This is a genomic window from Bacillus yapensis, assembly GCF_005280205.1.
In the GTDB taxonomy this organism is placed as follows: Bacteria; Bacillota; Bacilli; order Bacillales; family Cytobacillaceae; genus Robertmurraya; species Robertmurraya yapensis.
Window position 1 is genome coordinate 298,275 of record NZ_SUND01000003.1, and the last position, 12,823, is coordinate 311,097.

The window sequence follows — 12,823 nt, forward strand, 5'->3', positions numbered from 1 at the left end:
CCAAATAATAAAAGTAAAATTGCTCCGAATAACACATATAATCCAATTGAAAAGCCAGAAATAAAACTTAAAAAATAAACAATCAAAGCACCCAAATAGAACCAAAGGGAAACCTTCATTTTTTTTACCCCCATAAAATTTCATCAATTACACATCTAAAGTTTCCACAAATTACGAATTATTCTTCAACTAACCTCCTGTTAGTACAATAACTTCAACAAATAAAAGCATTAATCCTTCTTGGATTAATGCTACCCTTAGTTTTACAAACTTTAATATTAATTAATTCAAAATAACTAAATCGGCTTGTTTCTTTGGTAAAACGGTTTCCATGTAAAAATCTTCTGCCTTCCAGTACCTCTTTTCAAACTTATCAATGTTAATCTGTGTTTCAACACTTTCACGTTTAAATCTTTCTTCCCTTGGACAATCCAGAAAAATCATAAAATCGAAATAACTTCTCCATTCTTTCCTTTGTAGAAACACTCCTTCAATTATAATTAGGCAGGTATCAGGTATTTTGACTAATTTTGTTTCTTGTGTATCCGAAATGTATTGATAAGTTGGTAAATGTAGTTCCTTGGATTTCTTTAGTTCTGCAAAGAAATTTTTTTTCAACCATCCTACATCCCACTGCAAATTGTAATACTCATACCACTCTTCATAATTAGTATTGTAACGCTTTTTTCTCTCTACAATGTAATCTTCTATATGAAAAATACAAACGGAAGTTTTTTCTTGGAAATATTGCTCAATTTTTCTTACAAATGTCGTTTTACCGGACCGACTCAATCCGTCAATTCCAATAACAATTTTTTGACCATACTCAACTTCTGGAAGTTCCTTAATTAATGTCAAATTTGTATCTTTCAAGTACATCTCCACCTTGAACTCTTATTTCACAAACCTGATCCGTCTTTTGCCATATGTTTTGCTTAATCCAACATAAATTATCTCCTTTGTTCTGATTGAAAGTAGAGTAAATTCGCTATAAGGGGTAGCGTCAGGAAAAGCAGTTTTACAACGTTTATGAAGTTTCAATATTAAAAAACCTAATTTTTCAGCATAAAATGAAGAAATTAGGTTTATTCACTAATAGAAAAAGACTTATAAATATTTATCATTAATCACTTTCATATGGTGTAACTCATGCCCGGCAATGCCATATGCAATGGTACCCACCGAAACTGGGCTGTTCATTACAGTTCCATTACGAACCCACGCTACATCATCAATGGTTGAAATAAGGCTTAACGTATTGGAGCGTACCGTGTCAAAACCAGCTAGTAACTGCTCCCATGATAATTTGTTGAAGTTTGCCGCAGAAACGTATTGATCCTGTTCCATTGCTGGGAGTGGTGCACTTTCATTTCGTGCAATGGCAAGCATTCGATACGACATCACTCGTTCCGAGTCGGTCAAATGCCCAATCACTTCTTTTAAAGTCCATTTACCTGGTGCGTAAGCCTTCCTTGCTAAATCCTCTGATACGCTGCTTAAGAGGGTAATGGTCTTAGTTCGTTGCTTACTAAGAATTTCTTCAATATCTCCATCTGGCACAAGACTAACAAACCTAGCATTCTCTGGATTTTCAATAAATAATGGTCGTGGACGCACAAGAATCCTCCTCATCGGAATAGTCAATTATGGTTCTAGGCTAATATTCGACTGTCAAGAAAATATTTCCTTTATTTTTGATATTTAGTTTCTTTACCGTAAAATAATTTCAAATTAAACAGCTTTATTATTCTGTACAACTGATTTATGCTGTTAACATACCTTAATTATTACTATTAATTAATCGCACATACATAGACTGTATTTCCTATTGCTCCTCAATTAACTTTTATTATTAAATTCTTAAATCGAGAACGGAATTCCTCTAAAAACAACAAAAAACACCTAAAACTATATAGTTCTAGATGTTTTGTATGTAGTAACCTCACTTACTCAGTGATACAGTTCGCCATAAATAGTTTGTTAAAGCACACAACAGAATAGATTGTTGTTTGGAGGTATTCTTAAAGATATCTAGTGAATACATTTCCCTTAGATTTTTAATTATATTGGTATCCAACCTTTTAAAAATGCACCACCCTCTGGGTGATTCCCTACTACTAATTCTCCACCATGTTGTCTAATAATTCGTTGTGATATCGTTAACCCTAATCCGGCTCCTCCAGTTGAGCGATTTCTCGATGCTTCCCCTCGATAAAGTGGTTCAAATACTCTTTGAAGCTCCTCAGCAAAGAATCCCTCCCCAGTGTCTTGTATCGTAAAGATCACACTGGTTTCATCTCTATAGCAATCAATGAAAATTTTACCACTCGTAGGTGTATGTCTGACCGCATTATCTATTAAGTTATTCATGGCTCTTTCTAATAAGTCTGAATCACCATTGATGTTGCAATCACTTGTCAAGTTATCTGCAATGATAGTGATATCCTTTTTCTCAGCTTGATGGCTTAGGCTTTCAATCGAGTTCTTGAGAACATGGCTCAGGTCAATTATATTTTCACTTAGTATCATTTCTTGATACTCTGTCTTCGCAAACGTGAAAAGCTCCTCTACAAGTCGGTCCAACTGCGCTGACTTCTCCTTACAAACTGCCAAATACTTTGCTCTCTTTTCAGGTGAATCAGCAATACCTTGCTCTAATCCTTCTAAATAACCCCGTAAGGCAAATAACGGTGTGCGTATATCATGCGCAACAGCAGCAATCACAAACCTCCGTTCATCTTCCAATTCAACCTGTTTCTGAAAGGATTTCTTTAGACTATCAACCATAAGAATAAATCCATCATGGACTTCAGCAATTTCTGAAATCTTTGAAGATGGTATTTGGATATCCAAATCTCCTTCTGCAATCTGCCGGGCACACAGGCTCATTTTCTCTAGCGGAATGAGTATATATCTTCGCATTGCATAAGCCACTATCAAAAAGGCCATAAATAGACCTGTAATTCCCGCAACTATTTGAGTCATTTTTGAATTGGTCGGGATTCCGAGATTAAATGACTTTGTTTCAAAAAAATGCCCACCTACGTAAAATATCCAAGGGAAAATAAGGATGACAAATAAACTAAGAATGGTGAATTTACGAATGCGAATGGTTTTCATTTTCTTCTCCTTTAAAACGATAGCCTATCCCCCATACGTTCACTATAAATTGTGGATTATTCGGATCCGCCTCAATTTTCTCGCGAAGCCGGCTTAGATGGACTCGAATAGTATGTTTATCACCAATTCCTTCCCAAAACTTTTCTAGTAATTGTTCATATGTAAAAACGTATTTAGGATGTTCGGCAAACAATTGCAGCAAATCATACTCTTTCGGTGTCAGTGAGATGGGCTTCCCTTTTATAAATACTTCTCTCGTAGACAAATTCAACGACATACGCCCATAGTCCAAGACCTTCCTTGGTTTTTGTTTAGAACTTGAACGCCTTAATACAGCTTTCACTCTTGCAACAATCTCACCCGGCGAAGCGGTTTTGACTATATAATCATCTCCTCCAAGTGCTAGTCCGCGAATCTTATCTACATCATCACTCAGCGCACTCAAAAAAAGGACAGGGATATTGCTTTCCATACGAATCTGCCTACATAATTCAAATCCGTTTTGTCCCGGCATCATTATATCCAAAATAATGCACTCTATTGTACATTGTTTCAAGATGACAAGTGCCTGAGCAGTGTCATAAGCAGTTTCCACATAAAAACCTTCATTTTCTAAGAAATCTCTCAATAGTTCTACAATACTTTTATCATCATCAACAACTAGAATCGTCTGTCCTTCGTTCACGAAAATTCCACCTTTCCTCAGATGACACAACCCTAATACCAACCTAACAACATATAAAATTCAGTTTATCATTTTTCTAATGAAAAATTAGTTTTATGACGAATTGTGATTATTTTGTGATTGTTTTATACCCTCTTTTGAGATATTCAAAGATTACTCTTTTAATGTGAAACGATCATGTTTTACTACACACTTTTACTACTTTAAAGGAGGACTTACAAATGGGGGTATTGAAGTTCAAACTTTCATATTCTCTCCATTTGGCGCTTTGTTTTGCCGTACATTATTCTGTATTGTAGCGGTCCGCATATTCGCAATACGCTCTCGATATATGCAAACTAGGCAAATGGACCTTCTTAAAGACCTAGTAACCAACGGGGGACTGAGCGAGGTGGAATAAGTAAAACCTGGAAAATCTTCTTACAAAATAAGACTTCACATCATTCTAAATGGAGGGAATATATATGCATATTCAAATTGTGTTATTTGATGGATTTGATCTATTAGACGCTATCGCACCTTATGAAGTGTTTACTGCCGCCGGTATGTACTCAAATGAAAATATCACTGTTGAACTCGTTTCTGCCGAAGGTGAAAGAATGGTGACAAGCGGAGTTAACCGTTTACAAATCCAAGCAAGTAGTAAACTTGACTTAACCCGTAAAGGAATTATTCTTGTTCCGGGTGCATCCGGTTCTGTTCATGATAATGGCTCTGAATCAATACCGATGAAATTACAACAAGCAACAGAAACAAACTTGAGTGATTTACTCAAAGAGGCCATTAAGAAACCAGATATATTACTTTCCACAGTTTGTGGTGGTTCTCTCATTTTAGCAATGAGTGGATTGCTAGAAAATCGGCATGCTGTTACCCACCAAATGGGAATGGGGCTTTTGAGTGCTACTAACGCTATTCCAGTTAATGCCCGAATTGTAGATGATGGGAATATTGTTACTGGTGGTGGCGTTACTTCGGGGCTCGATGTTGCCCTTTATCTAGTTGAGCGAGAATTGGGTCCTCGTATAGCACACGCAGTAGAGCAACTGTTTGAGTATGAACGCAGGGGGACAGTGTGGAGAGCAGAAGGGCATGTACCAAGAGAAAGCCAACAAGAAAAGATAATTGAACCGACAAGTGCTAATGCCTTAATCAAACCTAATATGAATTTTGACTATCAAGGAAAATGGGATACTACTATTTCCACTCCTATAGGAAAACTCCCCGTTTTATTAGATTTTAATAAAATAGATGGACAGATAATAGGGACTGCAAAGCAAGGAAAAGATCTTGTCACTTTAAACAATCTAATAGTAGAAGGGAATCAATTAAAGTGGTCCATGAAAGTTTCTAAACCCATGAGCCTTAAGTTAAATTTTATCGTTTCTGTAGATGGAGACAATATGATCGGTGAAGCAAAAGCCGGTATGCTTCCAGCTTCAAAGTTAGTTGGACATCGAATTTTGTAAAATGGAGTGTTATGAATGTATTCATTTATTTTATTTGTTCATGTAGTTAGTGCTATGTTTTTAGGTTGTTTTCTTGCATTCCCTTTAATAATTCATACATTCATTTCTCGAACAAGTAATGAATTAATAACTAGCCTAAAAACAGTTTTAGCCTTCACACAAGCAGGACATTATGCATTGGTTCTTGTTATGGTTTCTGGAGGTTGGATGGTCATTGGGTATGCATTGTACTCTTCCCTTTTCTGGGCAATAGGATCAATCCTGACTCTAATCCTTATCGGTGGCCTAATAGGAATGGTGCATAAGAATATAAAACAGATTATTTTTGCAGAGGATTCTAAGAAGACATTATTAGAAAATAAGTTGAAGTTAACATGGTATGGTTGGCTTATCTTCTTTTCTATATTAATTGCTGTCTTTCTTATGACCAATCGTAGTTTATTTTCCTAAGTATTATTGGAGGATTTCATTCAAATGAAACAAAAAGCGGGTATAATAATTTTCATTATTTCAGTGATGTGGGTGCTTCATACTTTTTCAAAGAATTTTATGGTAGATCCTCAATTCGAGAAATTTATTTCTAGAAAGGATCTAACGCTAACTGATCACAACTTATGGATATCCATGATTCGTATTCATATCTTACTTGCTATTATTTCTCTTATTACTGGACCTTTAGGAGTTATAAAAGCAATTCGCGATAAATCAAGAAACTTTCACCGTTGGAATGGTAGATTATATGTACTTGCCATTATTTTGAATTTCATACCTGGGGTCTATGTCTCTTTCTTTGCTACTGGAGGACTCCCAAGCATAATCGGGTTTCTTATTTTAAATACATTATGGCTTATAACCACAATTCTCGGATTTTTGTATATCAAAAGACAAAATGTTATGTTACATAGTCAATGGATCACTCGAAGTTTCTTCCTCTCCTTTGCAAATATTACCATTTATGTAATTGTAGCCATTTCACATAACTTACTGAATTTTTCTTATGGAAATTCCTACACAATAGCAGTTTGGTTAAGTTGGTCTTTTAATCTACTTGTGTCAGAATTAATCATTAGAAAGAAAATATTCTATTAAAAAACCTTTATGTAAAGAGGGATTTATATCGGGTAAAAAAGGCTTAACAGAGTAAGCCTTTTTTATCTAATGTTACCTCTTTATGCTAAATCACAGTTCCAGCTCACAGTCCAAAAAATTGACTTCTAAAAAACACGTCACCTAAAATCCAATATATAAGCATTACGATTATGAATCCCCCAATAAGTAAACAAATCCAAGATATATGCTTATTTTCTTTATCTATTAAAGGGAACAGTACGATTAACAAGCCCCCAATACCTAACGCTATAAGTGCTGTAAGTTTCGTTAAGAGAACTTCCCACATTTCCTTTCCCCCCTAATATTTATGTTAAAAACTAAATCCAGTGCGGACTAATCACTTACTTTGTTCAATAACTTCCACAAAAAAAAGCATTAATCCTTCTTTAGTTAATGTACCATTATTTTTAAGTGCAAAATTTCATTTAGAAGTTACTCTAATAAAATACCCATCTGGGTCTGCAATCTTAAATCCTCTCATGTCCCAATGGTATTTTTCCAAATCTACTTCAATCGGATAATTATATGTAAGACATCTTTCATAAACCTTTTCTAATTCATCTACAACAATAATGAACTCAAATCCATTTCCTTTAACAACGCTTTTGGCTTTGTCCTTAAAAAAGTGATTGTCATCTAAGACGGTATCTGACGTAATCAGAAGAGAAAAACAATCATAATTAAAACGTGCAGAACGTTCATTTCTACCATATAGTTCTAATCCAATAATGTTCTGATAGAATCTAATCGATGCTTCTATATCTTTGACATATAATTCTACACGAAAAAGTACACTCACTTACTCCTCATTCCCTTCATTTTTTACTACCTACTATTACAAACTTCCCTTTGTTGCCTAAGAAGAGAGGGGTAAACTTCTTTAATTAAACTGCCTCGTTAGTTTAATAATTCCATAAAAAAGAGCGCAATCCCTTCATAGATTATCGCTACCCTTTAGTGAATCAATAAAACTATGAATCATAACAAATCATCATAATCACATGTAAAGTGTTTTTTCATATATTTGTCATTCATCATATCATTTACTATTTTTTCGTACACTAGGAAAATATCATCACGTCTTTCTTTTTTTGCAGATAAAATTCGAATATAAAAATTTCTTTGTCTTATTCTACCTTTACTTGTACTAGGATATATTTGAATAACATAATATCCCCAAGGTTTTTGCTGAAAAAATTCAATGAACCAATGTGTGGTATATGGAAAATCAAAAGCGTATCCATCTTTAATAAAATCTAATTTATCATTTTCTCCAATAGGAATAACCTTATAATCAATGTATTTCATTGCACCCTTTCGATTATTCATTTGTCTTCTAACATATTTGCTTAGATTGTATTTAGTACCTTGTTTCTTCCTTAATCTTTTTTTCATCTTTCCTCCCATACTTCACTCATTTTATTCTTGATTCCTCTGTTCCGCTATATTAATAACTTCATAATCCTTTTTGGAATATCGCGACCGTTTGCAAAAGAAATTTTTATTTCTTCACTAAACAGCATCCTTTACTTTAATTGAAAAATAATAATATTCCATCAATTTTTGGTATTTTCTCTCCGTTTATACAGATAATTTCTTCGTCATGAATATTAGCTCTGTGTAGTGTCTACAGCTATGTAAGTATTGCTATAAAAAAGCATATGAATTCTCTTTATATTCCATAGTTTTTTAAACTCATTAATCGGAACTTTTCGATTATAGCCTTTGTGTTCATCATCACAATTCACCAGACGCCTTAATGATTCTGAAAGATAAATATACTCCTTGTCATAGCCTACAACAGGGACAAAATGCAAATTATTACGATCCTTCTGTACTTTAATAAAAACAATTACGGGAGTTCCTTTACTAACCTCATACTTTAATGTATTTATATTTCCTTTATAATAGTTTGTTTTAAATCCCTTTTTTCTTAACACCGTACGGATTCCCTTTGGATATACATTACCCGCCTTCGTTTTACTAGGGAAACGCGTATATAAAGCTTCACCCTCATCCTCCATCCCAAAATGACGCAACAGATACGCTGTTGAAAATGCTGCACATTCAGTATTTTGTTGAAAATCTATTCGATTGTTATGTTGAATAAGATAGTTAGCTGGATAATCTCTTTTTCGTAAAACAAGCATGGGTAATGTCATTAAATAGGCATTAATGATAGTTGAGATAATAATCCATAAAATAACTGTTCTAACTATAAACATACGACTTCCCCCATTGCTTTGCTTCATAACAATATTCTAAGTCCTTCTTTCACTATCCTGCTCCGTTTGAAATAAAGGAAACTTCTCTTAATGATTAGTCTTCAATTTCTTATCTCTTTACAACCTTTTACGATAAACCTTCGTCTTGTAGTGGCCCCATTCCTCATTTAACTGATCCCAATGTATGATCTTCCACGGATTGAAAATTGTTTGCCCATTTTTATTAAAAAAGTAATTATTATCTATATGGTAAGCAGCGTGTTGAATAATGCCATCATTATTTACCCAAGTAATTACATCTCCTCTTTGTATTTTATCGTTTATTAGGGAAAAACTTGCTCGTTCTAACCCGTTTAAAAATGTATCAGGGTGAACCCATTCATCGAGAATCCAATCTTGTCCTGTAATTGCAAATAAAGTAGCAGATAAGCAATTACTACCTGATACTGTCGAGAATTTGTTGGCATATTTCTTTATATGTATAGGTGTCTGTTCAGGAACTTCACAACAGATCCAATTATCCCAAAGCTGAGCATATTCTTGAATTGCACTCTCTTTTACTTGAAAAGGCAGCTCATTCCACATTTTATTCTGAATGATTAAGAGCTTATCCCCTTTCTCCTCGAAAATATAAACTTCGGGAAGTGATCTTGAAAAAGGAAATAGTGACAAAGGGAAAACTAATCCCCTTCCCACTTTATACTGATTAAATAGTATCTCTCTCTTTCTTTGTTCAGGGATTTTTGATATCCAATCGGGTTGTGCCACAATAACATACTTAACCTTGTCCGAAATGTTCCAATACATATAGCTATTTACAAGTTGAATTTGGTTGTAGGTCGAATGCTCGAAAAATTCCTTTCTTGGAACAACTAAGACCTCACTTAAATACTCTTCAAACATTGCTAAAGTGTTTTCTTCTACGAAAAAGAGGTCTATTTTGGGCACAAAATTTTCTATCCAATCACTAACTTCTTCTTTTGTTGGTTTAATAGTAACGGTCATAATAACCATATCTCCTTTAAACTCTGATTTCTCCTGCTTTTTCAATTATCCTAGCGGTTAGTAAAATAACTTCAACAACAATAAGCATTAATCCTTCTTTGGATTAATGCCCTCCATTATCTCTTCAATTCCTTCAAATTTCGGTTCAATATCTAAACCCTCGCTAGTACTTAAAAAACCTCCCTATTAAAATTGGAGGTTTTGAAAAAGCACAATGGTTAGAGCTAATGTTGATAGGGACCCTGCAGATAGTAATGTTATCATTTTTCTCCAGTTTATTTTTTGGGTAGGTTTTACAGCTTCTCGTGACACCGCAATCCACATAACTATAGAAAATATAGCTAATATGGCAGTAACACTCGTAGACATTTTCATTCCTCCTTAATGTATATTTTATGTAAAATCTAACATAACATTATTACGTTTGAGCACTGGTCATATAATTTCTGTACCTTATGTACGAATTAGAAAAATTTAGGTTTCACTGCATCGTGAGTATAATCGCTATAACAATAATTGAGTTTATCCTTCTTAGATTATCGCACCGGTTCGTAATATAAGGTTAGACAAATATTTCTGGTGGATCTTTTTCTATATGGTCTTATTAAAACTGTGGTCGGGGAATGCCCTAAGTATTCGACGACACAACAAGCAAGCAGCTGGCGACAAACGAATGAGAGTATGAAAGAAACTTCCAATACCGACTACATTCAAGGGATTTCGGTGTTCTTTTTTAGAGTCAACCATGTGCAGTACTGGGCTTCATTTCATAGATTTTTTGAAATGTGTTGACAAGCTTCGTCTTCTCGTCATCGTCCTCTGTATGGAGATACCCCTCCACAAGTCTATAACCGAATACGAGAAGGATCATCTCGTAGACGCAATGATCGGCGAAAGGGGATACATCTGTATACTCCGAAAAGCCTGTATAATAGGCAGGGACACATCGTCGGTAGTATTCGACCATGTGATCGATATCCGATTCATCCGCAATCAGGCTTGCAAGATCCTCACCCAAGTAGCCCCATCCAGATGTATCCCAGTCGATGAGAGCGATTTTCCCATCTGCATAGATCAAGTTGGCCACCCAGAAGTCCCGGTGGCATAGTACAAGGGGCAATTTTTCGATACGGTCAAGTACCTCGTCTGCGTTCTCATCGATATCGATGAGCATTTGCCTCACTTGCTCAGGGAATTCGCAGTCCTCCGAGCGTACATAATCGTAGACGACCGGCCATGACCGGTAATGCAGATACGTATTCTTCATGAGATCCGCATGACTTAGGTTAGACAGGCTCTGAAGAACAGCGGGCTGATTCACATACAACTTGCCTTGATAGCGACCTAACTCCAGAGCAGCCTGTTCATACATGTCACTGGTCAAGTCTAAACCGGTTACGCCATCGATATATTCTAGCCATAGCTGAATTTCATTTTCTTCGGCATTGATTTCGGCATAATAACATGCCGGCCAGCGGAAGGCATCCGAGAACGTCGCTCCAAAGTCTGACGTATAGAGATCGTATTCCCTGCGCCATGAACCCGGATCGCCGTAACGTTCCCATTTCTTCTGGATTTTCAGCACGATACGAAACGGCAATTTTTCGCCATCAGTGGTTTCGGCGATCCCCGTTATCAGATATACACTCCCCACAGTTCCACCCTGTAACTGCATGGTTTGGTAGTCAGCCGAGATGATATTCCTTTTGAATTGTCTGCTTAAGACATAGAGCAGCGTTTCGAATTTAATATTTATTTCTTCCAACCTCCCTTAATTTATACTTTTGTAATTTCTAACATACATTTTTCCGTTATAGCCCCGTTATATGATTTCCGTAACTTATGTACGAATTAGAGAAATCTAGGTTTCACTCCTAAACAATCCTGCCTTGTTAGCATAATTACTTAACAATAATTGAATTAATCCTTAATGGACTATCGAACCTGTCAACACAATGGGCCAAATATCATTTGACTGAATTTTTCATAAGCAACAGAACAGCATTAACTCCTTTTTGTTCAAGAAGAAATCTTTAAAGTCCCATTCAATATTTAGCTGATTTTCTCCGCCAGCTCTAAAATAATTCCCTCCGGACCACGAACGTAGCATAACTTATAACTATCTTCATATTGTTGTATCTCACTAAAGATTTCAGTGCCCTTCTTTCTCAAATTTGCAACAATAGCTTCGATATCTTCAACAGCAAAGCAAATATGACGGATACCCAGCGTATTTGCAAAAGGTTGCTGAATATCTGTTTCATCTGTCGGAGTATAAAAATTGACTAGCTCTATCCACACCTTACCATCTGGCATTCCCAATCCTACACATGCCGTTTTAACATCCTTAAGCCCAACGATTCTGTCCAACTGTTCTCCATCCAATTCCCATTCCGCTTGCACTTCAAGTCCTAACTCAAGAAAAAATGCCTTAGCCTTTGAAAGATCATTTACGTTTATACTCACATGATCTATTCTATTGATCTTCATATCTCATACCTCCTTATGTCGAATTTTATTTTCAATATTTTTTTCGAGTGAGTTTAGTTTGAGCGTAATAATAGAAATTACCTTTCTTCAACAAACCTGTCAATTAGTACTTTAACTTCAATAAAATAGACGATAATCCTTCTTAGATTATCGCCCCCGTTAGTTAAACGTCTTAAATTGAACTTTTCTCAGCTAGTTTGTTTTTCAAAGATAAATATGTAATGCAGCCTAAAATAAGATACATCAAACACAAAATAGGGCCCACAATTAATGAATAAATAAATACATTATATATATTCATTATCCTTAAACATATTAATATACCAAGAAAAATATATCCATTGTTCCTATTTTTACGAAATATTGAAGAAAATATAGCCAAAGCTAAGAAGGTTATTATTAAATGACAAATCAATAACATTGCTCCCCATAACAAATGATTTTCCAATGATAACCATCCTGGATACATGCCTCTATACCTCCCTTAAATTCTATAAGACACCGTTCTTTTAGGGTTCACCCATAAAATAATCCTGTTTTCAACTAAACTCCTCTTTTGCTTAAAAAGATTATAAGTTTGAAATTCAGCTTTCCAACCAGCTGTTTAAAAGTTACCTATAAAAAACCTGTTACTAATCTAAAGGATTTCTAAGATCTTCACCATACGATTCTCCATTTATAATAAATCCTTATTGCTGCCCTTAAGTTTAATTTGATCC

At 35.1% G+C, this 12,823-nt stretch carries 15 protein-coding genes; 3 read left to right on the forward strand and 12 right to left on the reverse strand.

Going from position 1 to position 12,823, the window contains the following annotated elements; all coding sequences use genetic code 11:
• Nucleotides 1–282: 282 nt before the first annotated feature.
• The 4 genes from FAR12_RS05890 to FAR12_RS05905 form a co-directional block, all read right to left on the reverse strand.
• Nucleotides 283–879: a kinase gene (locus tag FAR12_RS05890; RefSeq protein WP_126407302.1), complete on the reverse strand. Its 597-nt coding sequence runs from the start codon at nt 877–879 to the stop codon at nt 283–285.
• A gap of 228 nt (nt 880–1,107) precedes the next feature.
• Nucleotides 1,108–1,617, reverse strand: a complete 510-nt coding sequence (locus tag FAR12_RS05895; RefSeq protein ID WP_126407304.1) for a DinB family protein — start codon at nt 1,615–1,617, stop codon at nt 1,108–1,110.
• 444 nt (nt 1,618–2,061) lie between these two features.
• Nucleotides 2,062–3,120 carry a sensor histidine kinase gene (locus tag FAR12_RS05900; protein ID WP_126407306.1) on the reverse strand — a complete coding sequence of 353 codons (1,059 nt, stop codon included), beginning with the start codon at nt 3,118–3,120 and terminating at the stop codon, nt 2,062–2,064.
• Nucleotides 3,098–3,805, reverse strand: coding sequence for a response regulator transcription factor (locus FAR12_RS05905; RefSeq protein WP_126407308.1), 708 nt, complete (start codon nt 3,803–3,805; stop codon nt 3,098–3,100). Before FAR12_RS05905 ends, FAR12_RS05900 begins: the two co-directional genes overlap by 23 nt.
• A 464-nt stretch (nt 3,806–4,269) precedes the next feature.
• Here FAR12_RS05905 and FAR12_RS05915 point away from each other — a divergent pair, with 464 nt between their 5' ends.
• From FAR12_RS05915 to FAR12_RS05925, 3 genes are read left to right on the forward strand one after another with little or no spacing between them, the layout of a single operon-like run.
• Nucleotides 4,270–5,274, forward strand: coding sequence for a DJ-1/PfpI family protein (locus FAR12_RS05915; RefSeq protein ID WP_126407312.1), 1,005 nt, complete (start codon nt 4,270–4,272; stop codon nt 5,272–5,274).
• Nucleotides 5,275–5,289: 15 nt separating this feature from the next.
• Complete coding sequence (locus tag FAR12_RS05920) at nt 5,290–5,724, forward strand: hypothetical protein (RefSeq protein ID WP_126407314.1); 435 nt, start codon at nt 5,290–5,292, stop codon at nt 5,722–5,724.
• 24 nt (nt 5,725–5,748) lie between these two features.
• Nucleotides 5,749–6,363 (forward strand): DUF2306 domain-containing protein, encoded by a 615-nt coding sequence (locus tag FAR12_RS05925; protein WP_126407316.1) that lies wholly within the window; start codon nt 5,749–5,751, stop codon nt 6,361–6,363.
• A gap of 103 nt (nt 6,364–6,466) precedes the next feature.
• Here FAR12_RS05925 and FAR12_RS05930 read toward each other — a convergent pair whose 3' ends face one another.
• From FAR12_RS05930 to FAR12_RS05965, 8 genes are all read right to left on the reverse strand, one after another.
• Nucleotides 6,467–6,670 (reverse strand): hypothetical protein, encoded by a 204-nt coding sequence (locus FAR12_RS05930; protein ID WP_126407318.1) that lies wholly within the window; start codon nt 6,668–6,670, stop codon nt 6,467–6,469.
• A 135-nt stretch (nt 6,671–6,805) separates the two neighbouring features.
• Nucleotides 6,806–7,183, reverse strand: coding sequence for a VOC family protein (locus FAR12_RS05935; protein WP_126407320.1), 378 nt, complete (start codon nt 7,181–7,183; stop codon nt 6,806–6,808).
• A 179-nt stretch (nt 7,184–7,362) separates the two neighbouring features.
• Complete coding sequence (locus FAR12_RS05940) at nt 7,363–7,779, reverse strand: hypothetical protein (RefSeq protein WP_126407322.1); 417 nt, start codon at nt 7,777–7,779, stop codon at nt 7,363–7,365.
• Nucleotides 7,780–7,994: 215 nt separating this feature from the next.
• On the reverse strand, nt 7,995–8,609 hold the full coding sequence (locus FAR12_RS05945) for a cysteine peptidase family C39 domain-containing protein (RefSeq protein WP_126407324.1): 615 nt from the start codon (nt 8,607–8,609) through the stop codon (nt 7,995–7,997).
• A 117-nt stretch (nt 8,610–8,726) separates the two neighbouring features.
• The gene (locus FAR12_RS05950) at nt 8,727–9,659 is read right to left on the reverse strand and encodes a hypothetical protein (protein ID WP_170972112.1); all 933 of its coding nucleotides are present in this window, start codon (nt 9,657–9,659) and stop codon (nt 8,727–8,729) included.
• Between the two features lie 141 nt (nt 9,660–9,800).
• The gene (locus tag FAR12_RS05955; protein ID WP_126407328.1) at nt 9,801–9,983 is read right to left on the reverse strand and encodes a hypothetical protein; all 183 of its coding nucleotides are present in this window, start codon (nt 9,981–9,983) and stop codon (nt 9,801–9,803) included.
• 370 nt (nt 9,984–10,353) lie between these two features.
• The gene (locus FAR12_RS05960; RefSeq protein ID WP_126407433.1) at nt 10,354–11,370 is read right to left on the reverse strand and encodes an aminoglycoside phosphotransferase family protein; all 1,017 of its coding nucleotides are present in this window, start codon (nt 11,368–11,370) and stop codon (nt 10,354–10,356) included.
• Nucleotides 11,371–11,666: 296 nt separating this feature from the next.
• The gene (locus tag FAR12_RS05965; RefSeq protein WP_126407330.1) at nt 11,667–12,104 is read right to left on the reverse strand and encodes a VOC family protein; all 438 of its coding nucleotides are present in this window, start codon (nt 12,102–12,104) and stop codon (nt 11,667–11,669) included.
• Nucleotides 12,105–12,823 lie beyond the last annotated feature (719 nt).

Excerpts from the sequence above, each read along its gene's own strand:
- FAR12_RS05890 (WP_126407302.1), bottom strand. The coding sequence starts at position 879 with ATGTACTTGAAAGATACAAATTTGACATTAATTAAGGAACTTCCAGAA.
- FAR12_RS05900 (WP_126407306.1), bottom strand. The coding sequence starts at position 3,120 with ATGAAAACCATTCGCATTCGTAAATTCACCATTCTTAGTTTATTTGTC.
- FAR12_RS05915 (WP_126407312.1), top strand. The coding sequence starts at position 4,270 with ATGCATATTCAAATTGTGTTATTTGATGGATTTGATCTATTAGACGCT.
- FAR12_RS05920 (WP_126407314.1), top strand. The coding sequence starts at position 5,290 with ATGTATTCATTTATTTTATTTGTTCATGTAGTTAGTGCTATGTTTTTA.
- FAR12_RS05925 (WP_126407316.1), top strand. The coding sequence starts at position 5,749 with ATGAAACAAAAAGCGGGTATAATAATTTTCATTATTTCAGTGATGTGG.
- FAR12_RS05930 (WP_126407318.1), bottom strand. The coding sequence starts at position 6,670 with ATGTGGGAAGTTCTCTTAACGAAACTTACAGCACTTATAGCGTTAGGT.
- FAR12_RS05940 (WP_126407322.1), bottom strand. The coding sequence starts at position 7,779 with ATGAAAAAAAGATTAAGGAAGAAACAAGGTACTAAATACAATCTAAGC.
- FAR12_RS05945 (WP_126407324.1), bottom strand. The coding sequence starts at position 8,609 with ATGTTTATAGTTAGAACAGTTATTTTATGGATTATTATCTCAACTATC.
- FAR12_RS05955 (WP_126407328.1), bottom strand. The coding sequence starts at position 9,983 with ATGTCTACGAGTGTTACTGCCATATTAGCTATATTTTCTATAGTTATG.
- FAR12_RS05965 (WP_126407330.1), bottom strand. The coding sequence starts at position 12,104 with ATGAAGATCAATAGAATAGATCATGTGAGTATAAACGTAAATGATCTT.